The 22,942-nt window shown below is 61.3% G+C and carries 23 protein-coding genes, 1 tRNA gene and 1 pseudogene; 13 read left to right on the top strand and 12 right to left on the bottom strand.

Annotated features, from left to right (window positions below; genetic code table 11):
• The first annotated feature begins 125 nt into the window (after positions 1-125).
• Positions 126-1,037 (top strand): LOG family protein, encoded by a 912-nt coding sequence (locus tag BMX61_RS05560; RefSeq protein WP_075628684.1) that lies wholly within the window; start codon positions 126-128, stop codon positions 1,035-1,037.
• 112 nt (positions 1,038-1,149) lie between these two features.
• Here the strand turns inward: BMX61_RS05560 and BMX61_RS05555 are convergent, their stop codons facing one another.
• Both BMX61_RS05555 and BMX61_RS05550 read right to left on the bottom strand, forming a co-directional pair.
• Positions 1,150-1,710, bottom strand: coding sequence for an EF-hand domain-containing protein (locus tag BMX61_RS05555; protein WP_075628607.1), 561 nt, complete (start codon positions 1,708-1,710; stop codon positions 1,150-1,152).
• 209 nt (positions 1,711-1,919) lie between these two features.
• Positions 1,920-2,627 carry a pyrimidine 5'-nucleotidase gene (locus tag BMX61_RS05550; RefSeq protein WP_083639525.1) on the bottom strand — a complete coding sequence of 236 codons (708 nt, stop codon included), beginning with the start codon at positions 2,625-2,627 and terminating at the stop codon, positions 1,920-1,922.
• 114 nt (positions 2,628-2,741) lie between these two features.
• Between BMX61_RS05550 and BMX61_RS05545 the strand changes: the two genes are divergently transcribed.
• Positions 2,742-3,644, top strand: coding sequence for a DMT family transporter (locus BMX61_RS05545; RefSeq protein WP_075628608.1), 903 nt, complete (start codon positions 2,742-2,744; stop codon positions 3,642-3,644).
• 64 nt (positions 3,645-3,708) lie between these two features.
• On the opposite strand, the gene argB is transcribed toward BMX61_RS05545, so the two are convergent.
• Complete coding sequence (gene argB / locus BMX61_RS05540; RefSeq protein ID WP_075628609.1) at positions 3,709-4,596, bottom strand: acetylglutamate kinase; 888 nt, start codon at positions 4,594-4,596, stop codon at positions 3,709-3,711.
• 256 nt (positions 4,597-4,852) lie between these two features.
• Between argB and BMX61_RS05535 the strand changes: the two genes are divergently transcribed.
• The 4 genes from BMX61_RS05535 (at position 4,853) to msrB (ending at position 7,521) form a co-directional block, all read left to right on the top strand.
• A complete protein-coding gene (locus BMX61_RS05535) occupies positions 4,853-5,392 on the top strand; it encodes a sigma-70 family RNA polymerase sigma factor (protein ID WP_075628610.1) in 540 nt (179 codons plus the stop codon).
• Positions 5,389-6,138 carry an anti-sigma factor gene (locus BMX61_RS05530; protein WP_075628611.1) on the top strand — a complete coding sequence of 250 codons (750 nt, stop codon included), beginning with the start codon at positions 5,389-5,391 and terminating at the stop codon, positions 6,136-6,138. Before BMX61_RS05535 ends, BMX61_RS05530 begins: the two co-directional genes overlap by 4 nt.
• A 165-nt stretch (positions 6,139-6,303) precedes the next feature.
• The gene (locus BMX61_RS05525; RefSeq protein WP_075628612.1) at positions 6,304-6,867 is read left to right on the top strand and encodes a fasciclin domain-containing protein; all 564 of its coding nucleotides are present in this window, start codon (positions 6,304-6,306) and stop codon (positions 6,865-6,867) included.
• Between the two features lie 168 nt (positions 6,868-7,035).
• A complete protein-coding gene (msrB, locus tag BMX61_RS05520; protein ID WP_075628613.1) occupies positions 7,036-7,521 on the top strand; it encodes a peptide-methionine (R)-S-oxide reductase MsrB in 486 nt (161 codons plus the stop codon).
• A gap of 58 nt (positions 7,522-7,579) precedes the next feature.
• Here msrB and BMX61_RS05515 read toward each other — a convergent pair whose 3' ends face one another.
• The 5 genes from BMX61_RS05515 to rpmH all read right to left on the bottom strand — a co-directional run bounded on the left by BMX61_RS05515 (position 7,580) and on the right by rpmH (position 11,493).
• Entirely contained in the window at positions 7,580-8,122 is a 543-nt protein-coding gene (locus BMX61_RS05515) for a DUF1269 domain-containing protein (RefSeq protein ID WP_075628614.1), read from the bottom strand.
• Positions 8,123-8,258: 136 nt separating this feature from the next.
• Positions 8,259-8,915, bottom strand: a complete 657-nt coding sequence (yihA, locus tag BMX61_RS05510; protein WP_075628615.1) for a ribosome biogenesis GTP-binding protein YihA/YsxC — start codon at positions 8,913-8,915, stop codon at positions 8,259-8,261.
• A 125-nt stretch (positions 8,916-9,040) separates the two neighbouring features.
• Positions 9,041-10,846, bottom strand: a complete 1,806-nt coding sequence (gene yidC, locus BMX61_RS05505) for a membrane protein insertase YidC (RefSeq protein ID WP_075628616.1) — start codon at positions 10,844-10,846, stop codon at positions 9,041-9,043.
• Positions 10,846-11,235: a ribonuclease P protein component gene (gene rnpA / locus BMX61_RS05500; RefSeq protein ID WP_075628617.1), complete on the bottom strand. Its 390-nt coding sequence runs from the start codon at positions 11,233-11,235 to the stop codon at positions 10,846-10,848. The genes yidC and rnpA overlap by 1 nt, the downstream gene beginning before the upstream one ends.
• Before the next feature lie 120 nt (positions 11,236-11,355).
• Positions 11,356-11,493: a 50S ribosomal protein L34 gene (gene rpmH / locus BMX61_RS05495; RefSeq protein ID WP_037104763.1), complete on the bottom strand. Its 138-nt coding sequence runs from the start codon at positions 11,491-11,493 to the stop codon at positions 11,356-11,358.
• A 489-nt stretch (positions 11,494-11,982) separates the two neighbouring features.
• Here rpmH and BMX61_RS05490 point away from each other — a divergent pair, with 489 nt between their 5' ends.
• The 3 genes from BMX61_RS05490 to BMX61_RS05480 all read left to right on the top strand — a co-directional run bounded on the left by BMX61_RS05490 (position 11,983) and on the right by BMX61_RS05480 (position 16,209).
• Entirely contained in the window at positions 11,983-14,136 is a 2,154-nt protein-coding gene (locus BMX61_RS05490) for a HAMP domain-containing methyl-accepting chemotaxis protein (RefSeq protein ID WP_075628618.1), read from the top strand.
• Positions 14,137-14,447: 311 nt separating this feature from the next.
• Positions 14,448-15,938: a sensor histidine kinase gene (locus BMX61_RS05485; protein WP_407703741.1), complete on the top strand. Its 1,491-nt coding sequence runs from the start codon at positions 14,448-14,450 to the stop codon at positions 15,936-15,938.
• Between the two features lie 194 nt (positions 15,939-16,132).
• A tRNA-Arg gene (locus BMX61_RS05480) sits at positions 16,133-16,209 on the top strand.
• Positions 16,210-16,753: 544 nt separating this feature from the next.
• On the opposite strand, the pseudogene BMX61_RS25375 reads toward BMX61_RS05480, so the two are convergent.
• A pseudogene (locus BMX61_RS25375) lies at positions 16,754-17,722 on the bottom strand (recombinase family protein); the annotation flags it as partial.
• A 6-nt stretch (positions 17,723-17,728) separates the two neighbouring features.
• Complete coding sequence (locus BMX61_RS05470) at positions 17,729-18,034, bottom strand: hypothetical protein (protein WP_139198882.1); 306 nt, start codon at positions 18,032-18,034, stop codon at positions 17,729-17,731.
• Between the two features lie 264 nt (positions 18,035-18,298).
• On the opposite strand from BMX61_RS05470, the gene BMX61_RS05465 reads away from it, so the two are divergent.
• Both BMX61_RS05465 and BMX61_RS05460 read left to right on the top strand, forming a co-directional pair.
• Complete coding sequence (locus tag BMX61_RS05465) at positions 18,299-19,000, top strand: hypothetical protein (RefSeq protein WP_139198881.1); 702 nt, start codon at positions 18,299-18,301, stop codon at positions 18,998-19,000.
• A gap of 246 nt (positions 19,001-19,246) precedes the next feature.
• Complete coding sequence (locus BMX61_RS05460; protein ID WP_075628621.1) at positions 19,247-19,915, top strand: hypothetical protein; 669 nt, start codon at positions 19,247-19,249, stop codon at positions 19,913-19,915.
• A 100-nt stretch (positions 19,916-20,015) separates the two neighbouring features.
• Here BMX61_RS05460 and BMX61_RS24255 read toward each other — a convergent pair whose 3' ends face one another.
• On the bottom strand, positions 20,016-20,327 hold the full coding sequence (locus tag BMX61_RS24255) for a hypothetical protein (protein ID WP_139198880.1): 312 nt from the start codon (positions 20,325-20,327) through the stop codon (positions 20,016-20,018).
• Between the two features lie 1,140 nt (positions 20,328-21,467).
• Here BMX61_RS24255 and BMX61_RS05455 point away from each other — a divergent pair.
• On the top strand, positions 21,468-21,758 hold the full coding sequence (locus tag BMX61_RS05455; protein WP_075628622.1) for a type II toxin-antitoxin system TacA family antitoxin: 291 nt from the start codon (positions 21,468-21,470) through the stop codon (positions 21,756-21,758).
• On the top strand, positions 21,755-22,246 hold the full coding sequence (locus tag BMX61_RS05450; protein WP_075628623.1) for a GNAT family N-acetyltransferase: 492 nt from the start codon (positions 21,755-21,757) through the stop codon (positions 22,244-22,246). Before BMX61_RS05455 ends, BMX61_RS05450 begins: the two co-directional genes overlap by 4 nt.
• Before the next feature lie 347 nt (positions 22,247-22,593).
• Here BMX61_RS05450 and BMX61_RS05440 read toward each other — a convergent pair.
• Positions 22,594-22,942, bottom strand: a 349-nt coding sequence (locus BMX61_RS05440) for a transposase (RefSeq protein WP_139198879.1), incomplete at its 5' end; no start/stop codon positions are given.

Raw genomic sequence — 22,942 nt, 5'->3', positions numbered from 1 at the left:
AGGATTCCTTTAATTGATGGGCCTATGCTGCCTCCCGATTAGATCATGATGGTGCAAAGTTGAAGCGTTTTCGCCGACGCGTCCAAGCATTGGTCATGGCGAGAACGACGCCGGAGACTGAAACGATGACACGCATGAAGAAGCCGAAGCTGCGCCGCAAGGATGGCGTCTGGGACCCCTTGGCCGATAGCGCCCAGGCACGCGAGCGCGCCGCCGGTGTGCCGCCGACGCCGCAATCCTTGTCGCCCACCTACCGGCTCGCCTATGCCGATTCCGATTTTCTCTGCCGCGAGGAACTGCGACCGATCCGGCTGCAACTCGAACTGCTGAAGACCGAGATGGCGCTGGCCGAGCGCGGCATCACCTCCACCATCGTGATGTTCGGCGGCGCGCGTATTCCCGCGCCCGGCCAGGATGCCTGGGCCGCCAAGAACGAAACGCAGAAGCGCAATCTCGAAGCGGCGTCAGTTTATTATGATGAGGCACGCAAGTTCGCCCGGCTCTGCTCGCTGCATGCGGCCCGCTTCGACTACAAGGAATTCGTGGTGGTCACCGGCGGCGGCCCCGGCGTGATGGAGGCGGGCAATCGCGGTGCACAGGAAGTCGGTGCGCCCTCGATCGGGCTCAACATCGTCCTGCCGCACGAGCAGGCGCCCAATCGCTATGTGACGCCGGATCTCAGCTTCAACTTCCACTATTTTGCCATCCGCAAGATGCACTTTCTCGTGCGCGCCAAGGCCGTCACCGTCTTCCCTGGCGGCTTCGGCACGCTGGACGAACTCTTCGAGACCATGACGCTGATGCAGACCGGCCGCATGGCGCTGGTGCCGCTGATCCTCTTCGGTGAATCCTTCTGGCGCTCGATCATCGATTTCGATGCGCTGGCCGAATTCGGCACGATCGCGCCAGGGGATGTCGACCTCATCCATTTCGTCGACACAGCGGAAGCGGCCTGGAAGATCATCGCGGATTTCTACGCCAAGGTGGAACCGGCTTCCGCCGATCCCGCTGTGCCGCTGGCCTCCGGCCTGCGCTGAGGCAGACCATTCAGGAAGGAGCCGTGCTCTGAAGCGGCTCGGCTCCGTCCGTCATCCATAGGCCTGGACGATGCGGCCTATCGGTCATGCACAGGCCGCACGTCGGTAGTCCTTACTTCTTTCGGGTAAAATCAGAGGCGTCGAGGACACCGTCGCCATTGCGGTCCCGCCGCTTGAAGTAGGCCATGGACAGGTCCTCGGCTTCCTTCCGGCTCAGTCCGCCGCTCTTATCGGCATCCGCGCGATCGAACATGCGCACCCGCCAGCCGGGGAAGGCATGTAGAGCCTCGAACTTGGCCTTCTTCTCCTCTGCATCGGTCGCGCCGCTCTTGCGCGCCACCACCCACTCCTTGCGAGCGGCCTTCATGGCTTCGGCCCGCTTGGTGAACTCGTCTCGCGTCACCTGGCCGTCGCCATTCGCATCCAGCGCGGCAAAGGCCACGTCCACGCCCTTGGTGAACTCTTCGGGCGAGATCTTGCCGTCGCCATTGGTGTCGAAACGGGCGATCAGCCGTTGCGTGCGGTCGGCCCGCGCCTTTGTCTTGGCCGGCGCGTCCTGCGCCGCGTTCTCGGCCGGAGGCTTGGCGGCGGGCTGGTCTTCGGCAAGGACCGGCAAGGCGAGGCTGGAAAAGGTGATCAGGCCGGCGAGGCCGAAGGAAAGCGCTTTTTTCATGGATCCCGGTGCTCCGTGAATTAGAACATCACGATTGATAGCATAGTCGGGCCAGGATCCTATCCCCAGATGACGATGATTTAAGAGCCGTTCGGTCCTAAATCATGAAACATGATCTTGATCAAAGAATTAGAGGGGAACCCTGGGCGAAACCCGCACACGCTGTTCGCCATCCCGTTCTTGTAAACTTCTGTATCGGCCGCGCCGGTTCAATCGATCAGCGTCTGCAGGAAAGTCGCGAGATCCTCGGTCACATAGTCGATCTGGTCGTCGCTCTCGCCATGGCGCTCCCAGATTTCCGAAAAAGCATATTCGAGATTGCGCGGCACGGTGAGAACCGTGGTCATACCCAGCGCCTTGGGCACAACGAGATTGCGCGGCAGGTCTTCGAACATCGCTGCGTGCGCGGTATCCACGCGGTTCAGCGCCATGAACTTGTCATAGGTGGCGCCGGCCGGCTTTGGCACATATTCGGCGGCGACGATGTCGAAAATCGTCTCGAAATGATCGAGAATCCCCAAGGCGCGCGCCGTCATCTCCGCATGCGCCACGGTGCCATTGGTGAAGATGAACTTGCGGCCGGGCAGCGCCTTGATCGCCTCACCCAGCGCCGGATCGGCGGGGATCACCGTATAGTCGATCGCATGTGCCTTCTGCAGAAAGTCGTTGGGATCGACGCCGTGATTGATCATCAGCCCCTGCAGGGTCGTGCCATGGTCGCGGTAATAGGCCTTCTGCAAGGCCCGCGCCTCCGTCGGCTCCAGCTGGAGCAGGGTCGCGACATAATCCGTCATGTTGCGGTCGATCTGCGCAAAGAGATCGACATGATGCGGATACAGCGTGTTGTCGAGATCGAAGACCCAGTCGCGGACATGGGCGAAATCGGCGGGGCGGGGAGGGGTCGTGAGCGGTGCCATGCCTTTTATATGTCGCGCATCGGACGGAAAGGAAAGCCCGCCAGCCGTTCTCCGGCGATTTCCCGCTGCGGCTGCTTGGCGCAGGACCTGCAAGATGATAACGCGCCTCGCATCATGGACGCCTGGATCCCCATCACCATCGCCGCCGCCTTTCTGCAGAACCTGCGCTCGGCGCTGCAGAAGCATCTGCGCGGCACCCTCGGCACACGTGGCGCCAGCTTCGTGCGCTTCGGCTATGGGTTTCCCATTGCGCTTGTCTATGTCACGGCGCTGCACAGCGGCGCGGGCTACAGCCTGCCGCGCTTAAGCCCCGGCTTTCTTCTTTGGGCCGTCATCGGCGGTCTTGCGCAGATTTATGCCACCATCCTCCTCGTTCATCTCTTCTCTCTGCGCAATTTCGCTGTCGGCACCGCCTATTCGAAGACCGAACCGGTCCAAGCGGCACTGTTCGGCTTTCTGCTGCTGGGCGAGCGGCTGTCGGTGGGAGCGGTGCTGGCCATCGTCGTTGGCGTCATCGGCGTTATGCTGATCTCGATCGCCCGCTCGCCGCTGTCCTGGAAGAGCATTGCCGCCGCGCTCGTCGGCCGTACCGCGCTGATCGGCATCGCCTCCGGCGCGATCTTCGGCCTCTCCGCCGTTGCCTATCGCAGCGCCGCGCTGGCGCTCGGTGGGCCGAATGCCGTGATGCAGGCTGCCGTGACGCTGGCCTGCGTCACCGGCTTCCAGACGATCTACATGCTCGTGTGGATGCTGATCCGCGACCGCGCCGAGATCGGCCGCGTCATCCGCTCCTGGCGGTCTTCATCGCTGGTCGGGCTTGCCGGCGTGCTCGGCTCTACCTGCTGGTTCACCGCCATGGCGCTGCAGCCGGTAGCCTATGTCCGCGCGCTCGGCCAGATCGAACTGGTCTTCACCTTCGCCGCCTCCTTCTTCCTGTTCAAGGAGCGGGTGAACCGGCTGGAAGTGCTCGGCTGCCTGCTGATCGTGTCCGGCATTCTCGGCCTGCTGATGAGCTAAGCGCAAAAGAAAACCCTCCGGCCGGCGGCGGGAGGGTTTTCAAAAGCGGCAGGTGCTGCCTCGATCAGGGAACGATCAGCGTGCCGGCGCCATGCTCGGTGAAGATTTCGAGCAGAACGGCATGGGCGGTCTTGCCGTTCAGGATGACGACACCCTGGACGCCGGCCTTGATCGCGTCGATGCAGGTCTCGACTTTCGGGATCATGCCGCCCGAAATCGTGCCGTCGGCGATCAGCGCCTGAGCCTGCGCGACAGACAGCTCCTTGATCAACTCACCCGACTTGTTGAGCACGCCGGGAACGTCCGTCAGGAACAAAAGCCGTGTGGCATGCAGCGAGCCGGCAATCGCCCCGGCGAAGGTGTCGGCGTTGATGTTATAGGTCGCGCCGTCGCGGCCTGGGGCAACCGGAGCGATGACTGGGATCATCTCGGAACGGGCCAAGAGGTCGAGCAGCGTGCGGTCGACCTCGACCACCTCGCCGACGAAGCCGAGATCGAGCACGCGCTCGATGTTGGAATCGGGATCGATCACGGTCTTCTTGGCCTTTTCGGCAAAGACCATGTTGCCGTCCTTGCCACAGAGGCCGATCGCCCATTCGCCCGTCTGATTGATGAGCGCGACGATCTCCTTGTTGATCGAGCCGGCCAGCACCATTTCGACGATCTCGACCGTCTTGGCATCCGTCACGCGCAGGCCGCCCTCGAATTTCGATTCGATGCCCATCTTGGTCAGCATCGCGCCGATCTGCGGACCGCCGCCATGCACGACGATCGGATTGACGCCCGACTGCTTCAAAAGCGCGATATCGCTGGCAAACGCCTTGCCAAGCTCGGCATTGCCCATGGCATGGCCGCCATATTTCACGACGATCGTCTTGTTCTCATAGCGCTGCATGAAGGGCAGGGCCTGGGCAAGCAGGCTGGCCTGGAGTTCGCTTTCGGATGGGGACATGGCGGAAACCTTAAAGGACTGACGGCAGGACGAAGGGCAAAGGCGAGAGGCGACGCCGCCGCTCCCGCAGGATCCGGCCTCCTGCGCGGCGCGGGCGGCAAGGCGGGCTGGTGTTTAGCGCATGTTGCCCAAGGAGGGAATGATCCGTCACGAATATAAAGGCGTAATGACGGCGGCCCGTGATGATCGGAAGCCGGCGCGGCCTTTTGAGGCTCGCCGCCGGTCCTGATTGACCCTGACGCGGCAGGAGATGAGGATGAACGATGAGGATCTGGCGCTGCTGATCAGCCGCGTTGGCCTGAAGGACCGCGATGCCTTTTCCCGCCTCTACCGCGCCTCCAGCCCGAAACTTTTCGGTGTCTGCCTGCGTATGCTCAAGGACAGGGCGGAGGCCGAGGAGGCCTTGCAGGAAGTCTATGTGAAAATCTGGGCGCGGGCGGATGGCTTCGTTCCGGCTGCAACAAGCGCTGCCGGCTGGTTGCAAGCCATTGCCAGAAACCAGGCCATCGACCGTTTGAGAGCGCGAAAGCCGGTGGCGGATGTGCTCGATGAGGCCTATGATCTGCCTGATTCCACGGCCGATCCCGAAGCATGCGCCGTCGCCGCTGGCGAGAGGCGGCGGATCGATGCTTGCCTTGACGAACTGGCCCCCGATAGGGCTGACGCTGTGCGGCGCGCCTATATCGAGGGCGCGAGTTATCAGGAGCTGGCGGATCATTTCGCCGTGCCGCTGAACACGATGCGGACCTGGCTGAGGCGCAGCCTTTTGACGTTGAGAGAGTGCCTGGAGCGATGACGGACAAGAACTCGGACGAGCCGGGAGCGGAGGGGGCGGAGGGCGGCAATGTCCGCCGGGACGAACTGGTCGCTGGCGAATATGTGCTAGGGATCCTTTCGCTGGACGATCGGCGCAAGGTGGAGGCGCGCATGGCGACCGACCGGCGCTTTGCCGCCACGGTCAGACGCTGGCAGACCAATCTCTCCGGCCTTGACGATGCCTATCAGCCTGTAACGCCACCGCGCCATCTGCGCCGCAAGATCGAGCGGCGGGCTTTCGGTGCGCCGAGGCCGGCCAGCGCGCGGCCATCTCTCTGGAATTCGCTCGTCTTCTGGCGAGGCTTCGCTTTTGCATCTCTGGCAGTGGCTGCCGTGCTGGGCGGCATGGCGGCCCTGTCGGGACAGGCCGCGCGTCCCCTGCTGGCGCCGACGCTTTCTGCCGAAATGACTGTGACGGGCACGGGGGTCGACCTTATAGCCGCCTATCATGCTGCCTCCGGCCGTTTGCTGGTGCGGCCTGTTGCCGCTCGCAACGAAGGAGCCAAGTCGCTCGAACTTTGGCTTGTCGAAGGCGGACATGCCCCACGCTCCCTCGGCGTCCTACCGGAAACGGGCGAAGGCGGCTTGGTCGTGCCGGCCGATCTGCGCCGTTCGCTCAGTGCCGGCGCTATCCTCGCCGTCAGCATCGAGCCGCCGGGCGGCTCTCCCACGGGCAAGGCCACAGGTCCCATCATCGCACAGGGTCCGGTCGCGCGTATGCCATAGCGCGCCGCCCTTACGCGGCGCTTGGAATTTTTCTCAACCGTTTGCCTGTCGGCTGAAACTTATTCTTCGACCCTTCCGTAGTTCGTTCTGTCCCCGTCGACGGGGAGGACAACCAAGCGCCGCCACCGGCATGATCCGGGGCGGACCAAGGAAGGGAAGAGACCCATGTTCACCTCCATCCAGCGCACCACCGTCATGGTCGGCCTGATCGCAGCGCTTGCCGCGCCTGTTGCCGCGCAAGCCAAGAACCCGATGGTCGGCGGCGCACCGATGTATGCCAACAAGAACATCGTCGAAAATGCCGTGCATTCGAAGGACCACACCACGCTGGTAGCCGCCGTCAAGGCAGCCGGCCTGGTGGGAACGCTTGAAGGCAAGGGGCCCTATACCGTCTTCGCACCGACCAACGAGGCTTTCGAAGCCCTGCCCGCCGGCACGGTGGACACGCTGCTGAAGCCGGAAAACAAGGCGAAGCTGACCAAGATCCTGACCTGCCATGTCGTGGCGGCCGATGCCATGTCGAAGACGATCAACAAGATGATCGCCGATGACGGCGGCACGCACGCCATCAAGACGGTCGGCGGCTGTGTGCTTCAGGCCAAGAAGGACGGCAAGTCGATCACGCTGACCGATGAAAATGGCACGGTCGCCCATGTGACGATTGCCGACGTCAAGCAGTCGAACGGGGTGATCCACGTGATCGACAAGGTTCTTCTGCCGAAATCCTGACGGATATGACGCGCCGACGCGCGTGACTGGAGCTGAGAAATGTCGGACGGGCGGAGATTTTCCGCCCGTTTCTGTTTTGCCAGGTATGTGTTCCAAGCCTTGCTCCAGCGGCAAACGCCCTAAATAAGCGGGCAATTGGCAATGCGCAAAAGGGCAAGGAGCCTGATCATGATCGACCGCCGCCATTTCCTGCTCTCGGGTGCCGCCCTTGGCCTTCTCACCGTCACCGGCGTTCAGCGCTTGTGGGCCGAAGACTTCGAGATCACCCGAACCGATGCCGAATGGCGCGCCAAGCTGACGCCGGATCAATATCGCATCCTGCGGAAAGCCGATACGGAACGACCTTTCTCTTCCGCGCTCAACAATGAGAAGCGCGAAGGAATCTTCCATTGCGCCGGCTGCGATCTGCAGCTCTACAGTTCGCAAAACAAGTTCGACAGCGGCACGGGCTGGCCGAGCTTCACCAAGGCGCTGCCGGAGGCCGTGGGGATGCGCAAGGATTCCTCTGAAGGCATGGAGAGGGTGGAGGTTCACTGCAAGCGCTGCGGCGGTCATCTCGGCCATGTCTTCGACGATGGACCGAAGCCCACCGGAAAGCGGCATTGCATCAACGGGCTGGCGCTTGCCTTCGTGCCGGGCGAAATGCCCAACTGAGGCGCGCGAGCGGAAAGCGCGGCGCCGGCTTCGGCCCCGCGCTTTTTCTCGCGAAGGCTTAAAAAGCAGCCGGCGCCGGAATCGGAGACGGCGCGCCGCCTGAGAGGGCCGCCTGCAGCTTTGCCTCCTGATCGGGCGAGAGCGAGGTCTTGAGCACGCGGCCGCGGAAGCCGGTGAGTTCCGCCATCACCTTTTCCGGCTGCACCTTGCGCACCAGGATGAACAATGCGGACGACCCGTTCGGGATGGTCTCGCCCAGCGACTTGATGAAGTCGTCATCGATGCCGTAATCGGCCATCGAGCCGGACAGAGCCCCCGCGCCGGCGCCGATTGCCCCGCCAATGGCAAAGCCCGCCAGCGGGTTGAGGAACAGCAGACCGACCAGGCCGCCCCAGAGCGAACCGGACAGAAGGCCCGACGTGGCGCCGACGGCCGTCAGGTTCATGCTCTGCTTCAAATGCACCTTGCCGCTTTCGTCGCGAACGACGACGACGGCATCCTCGAGATCCACGAGATATTCCTTGCTGAGGCTGTTCAACTTCAGAAGGACGTTGTCGGCTTCTTCCTTGGTATCGAAACCGACGACGATGAGATCGGACATGGGGCTGGCTCCTTCTTGACGAGAATGACGGACTTTCGGGTGAAAGCCATGCCAGTTCGCAATTAGGGCCAAGCGTTCATAAGGCGAGTCTGACGGACGAACCTGTCGCCGAAAGACGCTGCGCCGTATTCTGTCGTCAGGGTTTGATGCTCGCCAGGATCGCGGCGCGCAAGGCATCCAGACCCTCACCCTTTTCCGAGGAGGTCGCGATCACCTCGGGAAACGCAGCCGGGCGCTTGAGGATGCGCTGTGTGGTATCGGCCATCAGATGCGGCACGGCGCCGGCCTTGATCTTGTCGGTCTTGGTCAGAACGATCTGGTAGGAGACGGCAGCCTTGTCGAGGAGTGCCAGCACCTCCTCGTCGTTCTTCTTCAGGCCATGGCGGCTGTCGATCAGCACATAGACGCGCTTCAAGGTGGCACGGCCGCGCAGGTAATCGAAGACGAGCTTGGTCCAGGCGTCTACCTGGGCCTTGGGTGCCTGGGCATAGCCATAGCCGGGCATGTCGACCAGGGCCATGGGCGGCAGGTCGCTGCCTTCGCCGGAATAGCCGTCCGGCACGAAATAGTTGAGTTCCTGCGTTCGTCCGGGCGTGTTGGAGGTGCGCGCCAAGCCCTTATGGCCGGTCAAGGCGTTGATCAGCGAGGATTTGCCGACATTGGAGCGCCCCGCAAAGGCCACTTCCGCAGGCCCCTCCGGCGGCAGAAACTGCATGGAGGGCACGCCGCGAATGAAGATCCAGGGATTGCCAAAGAGCGGCTTGTTTTCGACGGGGCGGTCGGCTTCGGTCATGTCTCGTCTTCCTTGCGGATCTTCATAATGCGGCATCGGGGACCCTTGCGTCCAGTCGCGAAGGCAAGGCCGTCCCCAAACGAAAACCCCGGGCGCGAGGCCCGGGGTCTTGAGGAAGGCGCGGCCTATTCCGCCGGTTTGGGCTTTTTGAACAAGCCTTTGATGTTGTCAAAGAGCTCTACCTTGACCCCGTGCCGGCGCATGATGATCGCCTGCTGGATGACCGAGAGCGTGTTGTTCCACGCCCAGTAAATGACGAGGCCTGACGGGAAGCTCGCCAGCATGAAGGTGAAGACCAGCGGCATCCAGGTGAAGATCATCGCCTGGGTCGGATCCGGCGGAGTCGGGTTCATGCGCATCTGCAGGAACATGGTGATGCCCATGACGATCGGCCAGACGCCGATCATCAGCGCATGCGGCACGGCGAAGGGCAGGAGACCGAACAGGTTGAACAGCGAGGTCGGGTCCGGCGCGGACAGATCCTGGATCCAGCCGAAGAAAGGCGCATGCCGCATCTCGATGGTCACGTAGATGACCTTGTAGAGCGCGAAGAATACCGGGATCTGCAGGACGATCGGCCAGCAGCCGGCGACAGGATTGATCTTTTCGTCCTTGTAGAGCTGCATCATGGCTTGCTGCAGGCCCATGCGGTCCTCGCCATACTGCTTCTTCAGTTCCTCCATCTTCGGCTGAACCTTCTTCATGTTGGCCATGGACGCATATTGCTTGCTGGCCAGCGGGAAGAAGAGCAGCTTGACGACGATGGTGGTCAGCAGGATCGCCACACCGAAATTGCCGAAGAAGCGGAAGAAGAAGTCCATCAGCTTAAACATCGGCTTGGTGATGAAGTAGAACCATCCCCAATCGATCAGAAGGTCGAACTTCGGAATCTCGTAGCGGGCCTCATAGCCATCGACGAGCGGCACCTGCTTGGCGCCGGCGAAGACCAGCGTCTTCAACTCCTGCGTCTGGCCGGGTGCCACGGTCACGGCATCCTGGCGATAATCGGCCTGGTAGCTGGCGCGCCCCTGGGTGAAGTGATTATAGCTTGCCTCATAGGCGATGTTCTGCGGCGGAACGATCGCGGCCGCCCAATATTTGTCCGTAATGCCGGTCCAGCCGCCGGTCGCCTTGCCGGGCTTGACGGCAACGTCGTCCTCGACCTTGGCATATTTGATTTCCTGCAGCCCATGCTCGCCGACATAGCCGATGAAGCCTTCATGCAGGACGTAGACACTGGGTGTCGCCGGCTTGGTATTGCGGGTCACGCGGCCATAGGGCTGCAGTGAGACGGGCGCGCCGGATGCGTTGGTGATCTTGTCGGCGACATTGAACATGAAGTGGTCGTCGACCGAGATCGTGCGGGCAAATGTCAGGCCCTTGTCGTTGGTGAAGGTCAGCGTCACCGGCGTCTGTGTGGTGAGCTTGGCGCCTGCAGGCGCGGTCCAGACGGTCTGCGGGCCGGGAACGGCGCCGGTTTCGCTGGTGCCGACATAGCCGAGCTCTGCAAAATAGCCGTCAGCCGTTTCGCCCGGGCTGAAGAGCGTGATGATCGGACTGCTCTTGTCGACGGTCTCGTGATATTCCTTCAGCTTCAGGTCGTCGAGGCGGGCGCCGGTGAGGTTGATCGAGCCGGCAAGCGCTTCGGTGTCGATCTCCACGCGCTGCGTGCGGGCGAGAACCTGGTCGCGGGAAAGGTCGGTTGCGGCCGGGCTTCCAGCCGGCGCTGCACCATTGGCCGTCTGGCCTGCGACGGGCTGGTTCTGGCCGGTCGCGCCGCTTGCAGCCTGCTGCTCGCTGATCTGCGCCTGACGCGCCTGCTCGATCGCGCGCTCACGCTCCATCTTGGGATTGATGTAGAGGAACTGCCAGGCGATCAGGATCAGGACGGACAGGGCAATCGCCACGAAGTAATTGCGGTTGTTTTCCATTACTCTTTCCTGGAGCCGGCTTTCTCGGGCCGTGTTTGTCGGGTCTTGCTGTCGATACGTTCGATGAGAGCCCGCTTCAGCCTGTCGAAGGGCACGCTCAGCACGTCGCGCCGAGCGACGATCACATAGTCATGTCCGGGTTTCATGGCGGCCTCGGCCGACAGCCGGACGGCCTCGCGAAGGCGCCGCCGCATGCGGTTTCGTTCGACCGCATTGCCGTGCTTCTTCGTCACGGTAAAGCCGACGCGTGGCGAGGTTTCGGGCGCCTTGCGGTCCAGAACCTCCAAGAGGAAGATCGGGCCCTTGCGCTTTTCGCCCTCGCGAACGGCGAGAAACTCCGGCCGGCTCTTGAGCCGCCCGGCAGTCTTCTTGGGAGGGATCGAGGACATAGCCCGATGGCTCCTCATCTGACCCGCCGCATCGCGACCGATCCATGCACGAAAGGGTGAAGGCCGACTGCCGCCCGGACGCCTCTTCGAAATGAAGAGAGACCGAAGCGATGCAGGTTCTTAGGCCGACAGCCGCTTGCGGCCGCGGGCGCGGCGGGCGACGATGACCTTGCGGCCACCCTTTGTAGCGATACGGGCGCGGAAGCCATGCCGGCGCTTGCGGACCAGCTTCGACGGTTGATAGGTACGCTTCGTCATTTATTTTAACACCGCGGTGTGCGGCCCTTCTTGATTTGCCGTTGCCGGCAAGGAGCGTGGTGAAAGGAACCCGCAAAAATCTGCCGACAAGGGCAGGGCGGGTCCGGACGCGCGGCTTATAAGTGCAAAATGCGGCGAAAGTCAATCTTCGCAGGCCTTCCGTGGCGCTAAGCCGGCTCATGGGCCGATTTGATCCTTTGCCTCTGCTCGATGCCCCGGGAGCAAAGGGCCACAGGACATTTTGACTGGCATCGACCGAGGCCCTGTTCACAGGGGAAATTGGCGTTTTACGCCCGGAACGCCTTGATAGCGGCAAGCTGCATGGCCGATTGGACAGCCCTGTCCATGCTTCTTGCACCGCTCTCTTCATCCTTTCTTTGGTAGTTGAAGCGAAAGATGCGGCTGACATACGCCCGTCATGCCTGCCCCCGGCCGGCCGCGGGTCGTTCATGCGCTGCGGCCGTAGGGTCGCGCTGGGGGAGGGCATCGATGCGAATTCGCGGTAAGATCAACGTCATTCTGGCTGTCATGGGGGTCGTCACCGTTCTGGTGGCCGGGACCGCGCTGGAGGTGGTGCGCCGCTATGATGCGCATTTCAACAGCTATGAAAATATTTCAGCGCGCGTCTACAATGGCGAACATCTCAACCGTCTCGTGACGGCCGTGGTCATGGAGTCGCGCGGTATCTACGCCGCGCGCAAGGCCGAGGACGTGCCGAAATTCGCAGATGGCATGGACAAGAACCTGGCTGAGATCGACACGCTGCTGGTCGATTGGGCCAAGCTGGTGCCTGAAGGCGAGCGCGCCGATTTCGAGGCCTTGCGTCAGAAGGCCGGCGAATTCCGGACTATCCGGATGGAGACGTCCCGTCTTGGCCGCGAAGTCTCGATCGAGGCGGCGAATGCGCAGGGCAATACCGATACCAACCGGGCAAACCGCAAGGCCTATCAGGCGGCCATCGATGCCGTTGTCGAAAAGGACCGCAAGGCCTTGGTCGAGGTCGATGCCGCTGCCGATACGCTGCGCACCGTGGCCTGGACGACGATCAGCGTCTGCGCACTTGCCGGCCTCGCGCTCAGCCTTGCTGTCGGCCTCACGCTTGCCCGCCGTCTGAGCCGCCCCATCCTTGATCTTTCGGACACGATGAAGCGTCTTGCCGGCGGCGAACTCGAAGCGCCTGTCGGCTTTACCGACCGCACCGACGAAGTGGGCGAAATGGCCAAGGCCGTGGAGGTCTTCAAGCGCAATGGTTTGAGCATGAGCGCCCATGCCCGCGAGGAGGCGCAGCAGCGCAGCCGCGCACAGACGCTTCAGACCCATGTGGCCGGCCTTGTCTCGGCTGCCGTTGCAGGCGATTTCAGCCGCCGCATTCCCGAGCGATCGGGCGATCCGGCGCTCGACCAGTTCGCGGCCAGTGTCAACGCGCTGGTGGAAAGCGTGGAGGCGGGCATCGGCGAAACCAGGCGCGTGATCGCGCGGCTTGCCGATGGCGACCTGGACCAGGCCATGGAAGGCCAGTTCCGCGGTGCCTTTGCCGAACTCCAGACCAATATGAACGAAACGCTGGCGCAGCTTCGTAGCACCATGCAGGACATGCGCTCGGCCACGGACGGCATTCATGCCGGCACGGCGGGTCTGCGCCAGGCTTCCAGCGATCTGTCGCACAGAACGGAGCAGCAGGCGGCGGCGCTGGAGCAGACCTCTTCGGCCATCGAGGAAATCACCAGCGCGGTCCGCGTGTCCTCCGACCGGGCCCAAGAGGCCTCCACGGTGGTGGCAGAGGCGGCGCGCAGTGCCGAACAGTCCGGCGTCATCGTTCGCGATGCAGTCGATGCCATGCAGCGCATCGAGCAGGCCTCGACCGAAATCGGAAACATCACCAACGTCATCGACGAGATCGCTTTCCAGACCAACCTGCTGGCGCTCAATGCCGGCGTGGAAGCCGCTCGTGCCGGCGAAGCCGGCAAGGGCTTTGCCGTGGTGGCCCAGGAGGTGCGCGAACTCGCCCAGCGCTCGGCCCAAGCGGCCAAGGATATCAAGATCCTGATCGCCCGTTCCGGCAGCGAGGTCGCAAACGGCGTGCGGCTGGTTCAGGAAACGGGTTCCGCGCTGGGGGCGATCGACTCCAGCGTCCAGTCCATCCACGCGCAGATCCGCGAGATCGCCACCGCCGCGCAGGAGCAATCGACGGGGCTCAAGGAGGTTTCGGCGGCCATCAACCAGATGGACCAGGTGACGCAGCGCAACGCCGCGATGGTGGAAGATATCAATTCCTCCATGCATCAGCTCGCCGGCGAGGCCGATCACGTTTCCTCCATGGTCGGCCGCTTTCGCCTGGGCCAGGCCGGTGCAGCCGTGCGCGGCGGCGGGTTCGCGCAGACAGCGTCCGATCACCGCTCCGCGCCGGCGTTTTCGGCAAGCCGGCCTGCGGCCAGCCCGTCGCCAGCTGCTAGTCAGTCGCCTGCCGCGCCTTCGCGAAGCTTCGGCATAAAGCTCGGCACCGCCAAAGCGCCTCGCATCGCCCCGGCCTCGCCCGTCAGCCGCGCCGTGGCCTCTCCGGCCCGGCAGATGATGAAGACCGTAGCCAAGGCCTTCAGCCCGCCTGCCGCCAAGCCCTCCGAGGACAATTGGGAGGAGTTCTGAGCCTCCGTTCCCGCTTCCACGTTTTCCATGAATCAAGGCGCCGTCCACTTGCTGTCGGCGCCTTTTTCACGTGAGAAGCCGGGCCTAACCGGCATTTTAGCCAATTGCCGAGGGAAACTGTTGGCGCAGGCTTTCCTATGCCGTTCATCCGCCATAATTCTTCCGACGGTAGAGCCGATGTGATCCGTATCAAGTTGTGCTTTAGTGCAGGCCAACAGATGGCCGGCACCGGCGCCATGAGGTTGTCGATGCCGGATTTGAAACCGGCGCAGCCTTGCGGCGATGCGGAGTCGAAGGGAGGCTGGTGGGCGATGACGAAGGCCGCAATGCATGCGGAGGATGCGCCGAAGGCGGCGCAGGCTTTCGCGCGGCCGAGCTTCTTTCGCGGCCTCTCGGGCAAGCTGCTGCTGCTCACTGTGATCTTCGTCATGGTCGCGGAAGTGCTGATCTTCGTGCCGTCGATCTCGGCCATGCGGATCCGCTGGCTGGACGACCGCCTGAACACGGCCGCCGCCGCCGCCATCGTCGTGGACGGGCTGCAGAACATCCAGCTCGACGGCAAGGTGCGCGAAGATACGCTGCGCACCACGGGTGCCCTGGCGATCGCCCTGCGCCACAAGGACGAATCGCGTCTGATCGTCGCCGACGAAATGCCGCCGGATGTCGATGCGCAATATGATGTCGATGACGCCAATCCGCTGCTGGCCATTCATGATGCGCTCGATACGCTGATCTTCGGCGGCGACAGGACAATTCGCGTCTACGGCGCGATCGACGACGACAATGCCGATACGATGATCGAGCTGGTCATGCCGGACAAGAAGCTGCGCAAGGCCATGCTGCGCTATGCCCGCAACGTCTTCGTCATCTCGATCATCATCTCGCTGATCACGGGCATCTTCATCTTCGTGGCGATCAACCGCATGTTTCTTCAGCCGATCAAGCGGATGACCGACAACATGCAGGAGTTCGCCGCCGACCCAGCCGATCCTGCCAGGGTCATGGCGGAGACGGAGGGCCGCGACGAGCTGGCCATGGCTGGGCGACACCTGGCCTTCATGCAGCGCGACCTGCAAAAGACTTTGAAGGAGCAGAAGAACCTCGCCGATCTCGGCCTGGCCGTCTCCAAGATCAATCACGACATGCGCAACATGCTGTCTTCCGCGCAGCTGATCTCGGACCGGCTGAGCGATGTCGACGATCCCATGGTCAAGCGCTTCACCCCGACGCTGCTGCGCGCCATCGACCGCGCCGTGTCCTACACCACCCATGTCATGGCCTATGGACGGGCGAAGGAGAACGCGCCGAACCGCCGCTTCCTCAAGCTGAAGCCGTTGATCCAGGATGTCACCGAACTTCTGGCAATCGATCCGCAGTCGGGCATCGAGCTTCGCGTGCAGGTGGATGGCGAGATCGAGGTGGATGCCGATGGCGAGCAGCTTTTCCGCGTCGTGCACAATCTCGCCCGCAACGCCTTGCAGGCGCTGCAGCAGGAGCGTGGCGGGGAGACCGGGATCATCTCCATCTCCGCGACCCGCACCGGCAGCGTCGTGTCGATCTCGGTGGATGATACCGGACCCGGCATGCCGCCGAAGGCGCGCGAGAACCTCTTCTCCGCCTTTCGCGGATCGGCCCGCTCCGGCGGCACCGGCCTCGGCCTTGCCATTGCCCGCGAGCTGGTGCTCGCCCATGGCGGTACCATCGCGCTGGTGGAAAAGCCCACGCGCGGCACCCTGTTTCGCGTCGAGATCCCCGACAGCCCGGTTTCGCTCGACCTGTTCCGCTCGCGCTCCGGCGCTTGAGCGCAAATCCCTGTCTCGCAAGCGAAGCACCGACCGGCCACGGTGTGCATTTCGCCATTTCAAAAAAATCAATAAATTCAAAGAGCTGAGGAAATCGCGGGTGTTTTTTGCGATTTTCGTGACATTTCCGCTTGCAATCGATCAGGCCAGTTTGTAGAGAACCGCCACGCAAGCGGTTCAGCCCGCTGCCACACGCACCCGTAGCTCAGCTGGATAGAGCACCAGACTACGAATCTGGGGGTCAGGAGTTCGAATCTCTTCGGGTGCGCCATTTCTTTTTTCTCTGCCGAGAATGCACCTAACACCTTGAACGGCAATGATAAATCCGTCGTTCTAAACCCCTCGTTCCGCGCATATTCCAGTTGGCCCGCGAAAGCCAGTTTCAGGACCGCGCGACGATCTTCGAGACGGCCGGTATTCCAGAGATTCCAAGGACTTGCGAGAAAGCCGAGGGCCGTTCTAAGTCCGTCGTTGAAGCTCGCCGCCGGGTGGGACTCTCCCGCCATGCGCTCCTCGATCAGGAGCTTCTGTTCCTCCAGTTCCCGAACCTTTGCTTCGTAGGCGCGAATGACCGTGGGCACGCTGGCGTCGAGAATCCGGTCGAGAAGTTGAGCGACCTGCCGCTCGACCTTGACGAGCTGCGCACCGAGCGCCTTTGCCTGCGACTCGCCTTGTTTGAGCCGATGATCCCACAGCTCCTTGAACATCGTGACCGCGACCTTGAAGAGCCGTTCCGATGGCTGGAGCTTTTGCAGCAGAGTTTCGAATTCCCCCTCGATCCTGTCGCGCCGGATCGACTTGCCGTAGGATTCGCATCCGCGCTTCGGGCAGAGATAGTAAGGGTGCTTGCCGTGCGTGCCCTTCGACCAGCAGGCGGTCAACCGTGTGCCGCAATGGGCGCAGCCGACATAACCGCGCAAGGGAAAGTCCTCGTTGATGTTTTTCTGGCGCGGGGCATAGGTCGCGCCGTTGAGACGCTCCTGAATGCGCTTGTAGGTCTGCCAGGAAATCAGCCCCTCATGCTGACCGGCCCGCAGCGACACGCCCCAATCTGGCGCTTCGACATATCCGGCATAGACCGGATTGGTGAGCAGGATGCCGACGCGCTGGTGACGGACGATGCCGGTGGCGTCTTTGGGAAAAAGCGGGTTGGCCTGAAGGAACCGCATGACCTCGGCCTGGTTCTCGAACCGTCCCGAAGCATAGCCCTCCAACGCTTCCTGCACGACCGAGGCGGCGGGTTCGTCGCGAACCAGCATCTTGCCGCGCCCGGAGACGCGGGCATAGCGGTATCCGGCAGGTGCTTGGAAGACGAAATAGCCGTTCTGGATACGCGCCTTCATCCGGTTGCGGGTCTGCTCGCCGTTTTTCTGGCGCTGATGCTGGGAAACAGAGGCGAGCAGGTTCTCGACAAGGATCGAATCCGGGTCCTCGCCGAATTCGATGGAGGGGGATTCGAGAATGCCGCCAGCCTTGGCGATGGCCCCGCGCAGTTCGAGATGGGCCTGAAGGCCGCGCGCGAGCCGCGAGATGTCGTCGATCAAGACCGCCGTGCCGCTCGTCCGGCGTTTGCGGATGAAGGCGAGCATGGCCTTCATGCCCGGCCGCTCGATCAGCTTGCCGGTGATGTCGTCCTTGAAAATCTCGACGACCTCATAGCCCTTCATCCGGGCGAACTCCCGGCAGCGGGTCTCCTGGCTCTTCAGGCCGTCGCCGACCGTGACCTGCTTGAGGCTCGATACGCGGCAGTAGATGACCGCCTGTCTTTGTGCCGTTCCGCTCATTGATATTTAAGCCTCCTCGTCCTGCTGCCGCGCTGGCGTCTCCGTCTCATGAAAATCAGCCGATTCTACCGCATCGCTGGCGTCTTCGGCGGCGATATTGAACGTAGCGAGAATCTGCCCACAATGTTCGGCACTGAACCCGAGTTCGACGAAGCTCTTCATGATCGACCAGAGGGTTTCCAGAAGCTCGCGCTTCTGGTCATCGGTCATGTCGAAATCCTCGACCTGCCCTTTGTAGCGCTCGTAGTCGAAGGCGAGTGCAGGCGGGCGAACCGCCTCGCCCGCATGGCTCTCTTTATTGAATTCGGGCATGAGCCCTGTTTTTTCATTGTCCATTGCGCGCCCTTTCTTCGACGCGAACCAACGGATACCCAATAGTATAGTTGTATTTACATAAGCATACACAACTATCGCTTGAATATCAAAGGCTATGTTCGCGGCTTGTGCTTGGCTTGTTCGATTGTAAAAATAGCCAAAACGGGCGCTTCACGGCAGTGCGAAAAATGCCTCCGGAGGGCGATTTGTAAACGAAACGGAGAAGTCTGTCGAAAAATGCTATATGTTTCAATGGCCTGAATGACACCACGAAAACCCGTTTCCGTGCGGCCCGCAAAAGTGGCGCTTTTGGCCTCGGCGAAAATCGACGAGGAAGCGGTCAAGATCGTTATTCGGGCTTACTGTGAAGGCTCGCCGCCTATCGAGGCGATCAGGCGGTCCGGTCTGAGCCATGTCACCGTCTATCGCATCTATCGCTACGTCCGGGAGCGGCTGGTGGCGGTCGAGATTTATCCGACGCTCAGCGCATTCTACAAGGAAATGGCTCTGCTCTATAGTGAGGGCGGACCGATGTTCGTCGATGGCCCGGCGATGGATGCCATCGACCGGGAGGTCGGCCAACATCGTGGGGTTCGACCAGACAACCGTCCGAACTATGTCTCCGAAAAGCTCTATCGCTCTTATGGTCACGGCTTCACATCTGGACAGCTCTACCGCCTGGTTCTTTTATCGGCAAAGCAGCATGGTCCGCTCAACAGGCCGGTAAAGAAGGGAAGCCACCACGACTTCGATGTCGAGTTCATGCGCATCCTCGCCGATCAGCTTCATCGGTCGTTTCGCCGTCAGAACCGAATCTCGCGGGATGAGGGGGAAGACCCCTCGACGTTCTATCAGGAAGACCTGTTCGACGAGACGATCGAGATCGTGACCAAGGTCAATCGCAAAATCCATCGCAAGATGGCCCGGCGCAAGCGGCGGCGACAAGCGGAAGATAAGAGCTGATGCAGGTCGATGCGTTGCCTATGGAAATTTAAAATTGATAGTAATTATAGTTAAATGCTGTAGAATATACAGTATTTTAGTAGATAATACGGTGTAATCATTATATCATATTTTATAAAATATATAATTGGCATTTCTATACCGGTTTTTGACCAGAAAATACTCCATGGTGAAGTTCGCCCTTCATCAAGAATATCAACAGCTATCGACGACAGCGATGGCCGGTCAGGAAATGTTCTCTTCCTGATGTTGATGGCGGTCGCACTTTTTACGGGACTGTCCTATGTCGTGATAAAAAGTTCGCGCAGTGGCGCTCCCGGTGTACGGGAAAAGGACATGCTGAACGCAGCAAGTCTTCTCGATTTCACCAGCCAGATTCGGGTTGCCGTCTCGCGTTTGAAAGTGCTGAATGGTGTGCGCATCACGGACATCAAATTCAACAATGACGTTTACCAGCAGCACAACGGGACAATGAACTTTAGCCCCATGGGCAATCCCGCCGACCCGAGGCTTTATGTCTTTCATTCCAATGGGGGTGGTGTCCCGCCTCGAACTTTCGAGGATTTGAGCGCTCCGTGCCCAGCCTGCACGGGAGGAGCCTTGACCAAACCAGGACATATCAGATTGCAATGGACCAACATTCCCGACGTTGGAACCGCCATATCTGACCCTGCAATTTTTCTTGTTTCTTTGAAAAAAGACGTTTGTTCCGCTGTGAACAAGCGCCTTGGCGTCTCTGGCATTCCCGTCATCGCGACAATTTTTTACAGTGATTACCCAGGCGCGGCGTTCTTTCCCGTTCTGCAAGCTGTTACCGGCAGCGACGCTGCCAAAATCAGGGGAAGGAGCGAGTTTTGCTTCTCGGATTCGCAGCGAAGCCGTTACATCTTTGTTTCGGTCATTGATCAGTATTAAATCTTGTCGAACATATTAAATGGAAATTTCTGACGGAGAAAATTTCCTGAGTACAGCGTGCTTACGTGACGAGTGCACGCTGACGGTCTTTCTCGCTTCGTCAAAGGTGTTCGGGAGGACGAGCACCACGCCGTTTCACAGGTGGCGCGACTTCTGCCACGCACATTCCTTCCGGGGTCATGTCTGCATTGACGTGCTCATCCCCAGATGATGGGCAAACTGGCCCCGCATGATCGATCTTTCCCTGATCCCGGCTATCAGCGGCTTTTCCTGAAATCTTCGCCGCAATCGGGTCGTGCGGCCTCTGGCTGCTATTCAGGGCATGATGGAGAAAGACATCACGCAGTTCCGCATCGCTATCGACAAGAATCTTCAGTCGATCCAGGAGTAATATAAATTTCTTGTGTCTCAAGTTTTCCTTGGCGTGACAGGCTGCATAAGCAGCATATCTTTTCAATATTACTTTATTTATTATTATAATATAGCATCGTATGCTATGTAAGTATGTGCCGCAGGACCAGAATATTCAAGAAATTTCGTTCAATTGATCTTCTGTTAATTAGGCTGCCGTAGCGACGACGGTCGATTATTCTGGACGTTTTGGCGATTTGGCCCGACAGTCCGCGAGCCGTCTGCCCGCACAGCGACAGGCCGCGAGCTCGGGGCGCTTCGACGAGGATGAGGGGTCCTTCCGACCCGTCGCAGGCCGCCGCCCTAAAAATGCCGGCAAGCGCTTCTCGATTGACTGGCGCAGGGCACGATGCGCTCGGGCGGAACCGGGTCCAACGACATCTTCGTCATTTCCCCTGCACGTCCGGCGTCAGAATCTGTCTCGAACGATACCGTTCTCCATATCGGCCTCACCTGCATGTTCGCTGGTACTACCACGGCGAAACGGCACGACAGTCTTTACTTCCGGCACCCCTGAGAAGGTACTGAATGCACCATCGTACTATCATCTCGCATTCTGTGAGAGCGGGAGCTTGGGCAGATCGCAAGGTGTGCGTGGTAATACCACGCCGACCTTGCCAGGGAGGCCCGCTGCGCGCCTCCCGTGGACCCTCCCGGCCGTGGCGTTCCTTCGGCATTGAGCCTCATCACGCCATCCAACCGTATCGCCGGTTGACCCCTCGCAAGGAGACTTCGCTCTCCTCTGCACTCCATGACCAAAGGGCGCATCGCCGCCCCTTGGAACCCACTCGCCGGGCTTGGAGACATCCCTCTCCACCGGCACCGAACCATGGCCGAACGTCGGGCCGTCCGATCACCCGCCGAGGCGCTTTCAGGCTCCCCGGCACCCCATGACCGAGGGGCTTTCGCACCCCTCTGGACACCGCGACCAACCCTGCGCGGTTTGGATGCCCGCCAACCGTCCGCCGGTTGGATGCCGCCAGGGCTTTCGCGACCTGCACCACGACGAGGGCGTTTTCGGCTCCCTCGACCCCGGCGGCCAACCTCCAGCCGGTTGGAAGGGTGTCCGAACGCGCCATACGATTTGTCATGACAATGTCTGGCGAAATGTGGTAGCCTTGTTGGAGAAGAGGTATCCGCCATGGCTATACGCACCGCCCGCACCGAAAAACTCGATCTCCGCCTGACCCCGGAGGCGAAGCGCACGCTTGCCGCCGCCGCCGAGGCCGAACGGCGCACACTGTCCGACTTCGTTCTCGCCAGCGCGCTCGGCCGCGCCGAGGAGGCTTTAGCCGACCGCCGCGTCTTTCAGCTCGCCCCCGAGCAATGGGACGCTTTCGTCTCCGCGCTGAACGCCCCGCCCCGTGATCTGCCGCGCTTGCGCAAGCTGCTTAACGAGCCGAGCCTCTTCTCCGGCAGCGATCCCGCGTGACGAAATTCCGCATCGAAAAGCTCAACCGCCGCCATGCTGTCGAAGCCTTCGATTGCGGCGAGGAACCGCTGAACCGCTTCCTCGTTCGTCATGCCCTGTCCAACCAGCAGGCCAATGCGTCCCAGACCTATGTCGGCCTGGCGGACGACGTGGTCATCGGTTTCTACACGCTTGTTGTCGGCGAAGTCCGCTACGACGAAGCGCCGGAGCGGCTGACCAAGGGTCTCGCCCGCCATCCCGTGCCGATCATGTTGCTCGCGCGTCTGGGTGTCGGCACAGGCTGGCAGGGCAAGGGGATCGGCGCGGGACTTTTGCGCGATGCCATACTGCGCACGCTCGCCGCCGCCGACATCGCCGGTATCCGGGCACTCACCGTTCATGCCAAGAATGATCGGGCGCGTGCCTTTTACGAGCGGTTCGATTTCGCGCCGTCACCCACCGACCCGCTCCATCTGTTCGCGCTGATCAAAGACCTGAAGAACCTGTAGCGCGCCAGCTTTGTCGCTAGGCAAGTAATGTTTTGTCTTTTAACGGCTTTCGGGTCGCTACCGACGGAACCGCGGTGTCCAGCTTTCAATCAGTTTGTCTTCCTCGCCATCTTCACCGGGCTCGTAATCCTGCCCGACCGTAGGAGATACGAGAACGGTAAGGACCTTTCCATACCCCCCAAGCCCCACCGACTCCTCGGAAACAGCCGCCTTGGTGAAACCGCCAAGCCAATCCCGAATATCTGCCTCGTCGGCGATCCGGTCGCCACTTCTCACGCGCGCAGTGTACGAAGCCAATCGGGCTGTGGCGGTTCCCGCAGGAAGGGGCGTGCCCTTGCGCAAATAGTCTAGGTCCTGTTGACAAAGTATGGCAGCCATATCTTAGCGGCAGCCAGGGCGAGAAATGCTGAGAAGGATTTTCGGGTCTTGTCGTATCGGGTCGCAACGCGACGGAACTGCTTGAGGCGGTTGAACATCCGCTCAATGCGGTTTCGATCCTTGTATGCCCGGAAGTCACAGGCAGGCGGGTTCTTCCGGTTGGCCTTCGGCGGAATGACTGGCCTGATCCCATGGATCAGGAGTTCCTCGCGCAGGAAATCACCGTCATATCCTTTGTCGGCGAGGAACAGTCTCGGCTTGCCGACAGGTATCGCCAGCAGGTCCGGAACGGCGTTGTAGTGCGAAGCCTCTCCGCCC

Origin of the sequence: Xaviernesmea oryzae (assembly GCF_900109605.1) — a bacterium.
GTDB lineage: Bacteria > Pseudomonadota > Alphaproteobacteria > Rhizobiales > Rhizobiaceae > Xaviernesmea > Xaviernesmea oryzae.
This window is presented reverse-complemented; position numbering and strand designations above follow the sequence as displayed.

Coding starts and splice junctions, on each gene's coding strand:
- BMX61_RS05560 (WP_075628684.1), top strand. CDS start 126: ATGACACGCATGAAGAAGCCGAAGCTGCGCCGCAAGGATGGCGTCTGG.
- BMX61_RS05555 (WP_075628607.1), bottom strand. CDS start 1,710: ATGAAAAAAGCGCTTTCCTTCGGCCTCGCCGGCCTGATCACCTTTTCC.
- BMX61_RS05550 (WP_083639525.1), bottom strand. CDS start 2,627: ATGGCACCGCTCACGACCCCTCCCCGCCCCGCCGATTTCGCCCATGTC.
- BMX61_RS05545 (WP_075628608.1), top strand. CDS start 2,742: ATGGACGCCTGGATCCCCATCACCATCGCCGCCGCCTTTCTGCAGAAC.
- argB (WP_075628609.1), bottom strand. CDS start 4,596: ATGTCCCCATCCGAAAGCGAACTCCAGGCCAGCCTGCTTGCCCAGGCC.
- BMX61_RS05535 (WP_075628610.1), top strand. CDS start 4,853: ATGAACGATGAGGATCTGGCGCTGCTGATCAGCCGCGTTGGCCTGAAG.
- BMX61_RS05530 (WP_075628611.1), top strand. CDS start 5,389: ATGACGGACAAGAACTCGGACGAGCCGGGAGCGGAGGGGGCGGAGGGC.
- BMX61_RS05525 (WP_075628612.1), top strand. CDS start 6,304: ATGTTCACCTCCATCCAGCGCACCACCGTCATGGTCGGCCTGATCGCA.
- msrB (WP_075628613.1), top strand. CDS start 7,036: ATGATCGACCGCCGCCATTTCCTGCTCTCGGGTGCCGCCCTTGGCCTT.
- BMX61_RS05515 (WP_075628614.1), bottom strand. CDS start 8,122: ATGTCCGATCTCATCGTCGTCGGTTTCGATACCAAGGAAGAAGCCGAC.
- yihA (WP_075628615.1), bottom strand. CDS start 8,915: ATGACCGAAGCCGACCGCCCCGTCGAAAACAAGCCGCTCTTTGGCAAT.
- yidC (WP_075628616.1), bottom strand. CDS start 10,846: ATGGAAAACAACCGCAATTACTTCGTGGCGATTGCCCTGTCCGTCCTG.
- rnpA (WP_075628617.1), bottom strand. CDS start 11,235: ATGTCCTCGATCCCTCCCAAGAAGACTGCCGGGCGGCTCAAGAGCCGG.
- rpmH (WP_037104763.1), bottom strand. CDS start 11,493: ATGACGAAGCGTACCTATCAACCGTCGAAGCTGGTCCGCAAGCGCCGG.
- BMX61_RS05490 (WP_075628618.1), top strand. CDS start 11,983: ATGCGAATTCGCGGTAAGATCAACGTCATTCTGGCTGTCATGGGGGTC.
- BMX61_RS05485 (WP_407703741.1), top strand. CDS start 14,448: ATGACGAAGGCCGCAATGCATGCGGAGGATGCGCCGAAGGCGGCGCAG.
- BMX61_RS05470 (WP_139198882.1), bottom strand. CDS start 18,034: ATGCCCGAATTCAATAAAGAGAGCCATGCGGGCGAGGCGGTTCGCCCG.
- BMX61_RS05465 (WP_139198881.1), top strand. CDS start 18,299: ATGACACCACGAAAACCCGTTTCCGTGCGGCCCGCAAAAGTGGCGCTT.
- BMX61_RS05460 (WP_075628621.1), top strand. CDS start 19,247: ATGTTGATGGCGGTCGCACTTTTTACGGGACTGTCCTATGTCGTGATA.
- BMX61_RS05455 (WP_075628622.1), top strand. CDS start 21,468: ATGGCTATACGCACCGCCCGCACCGAAAAACTCGATCTCCGCCTGACC.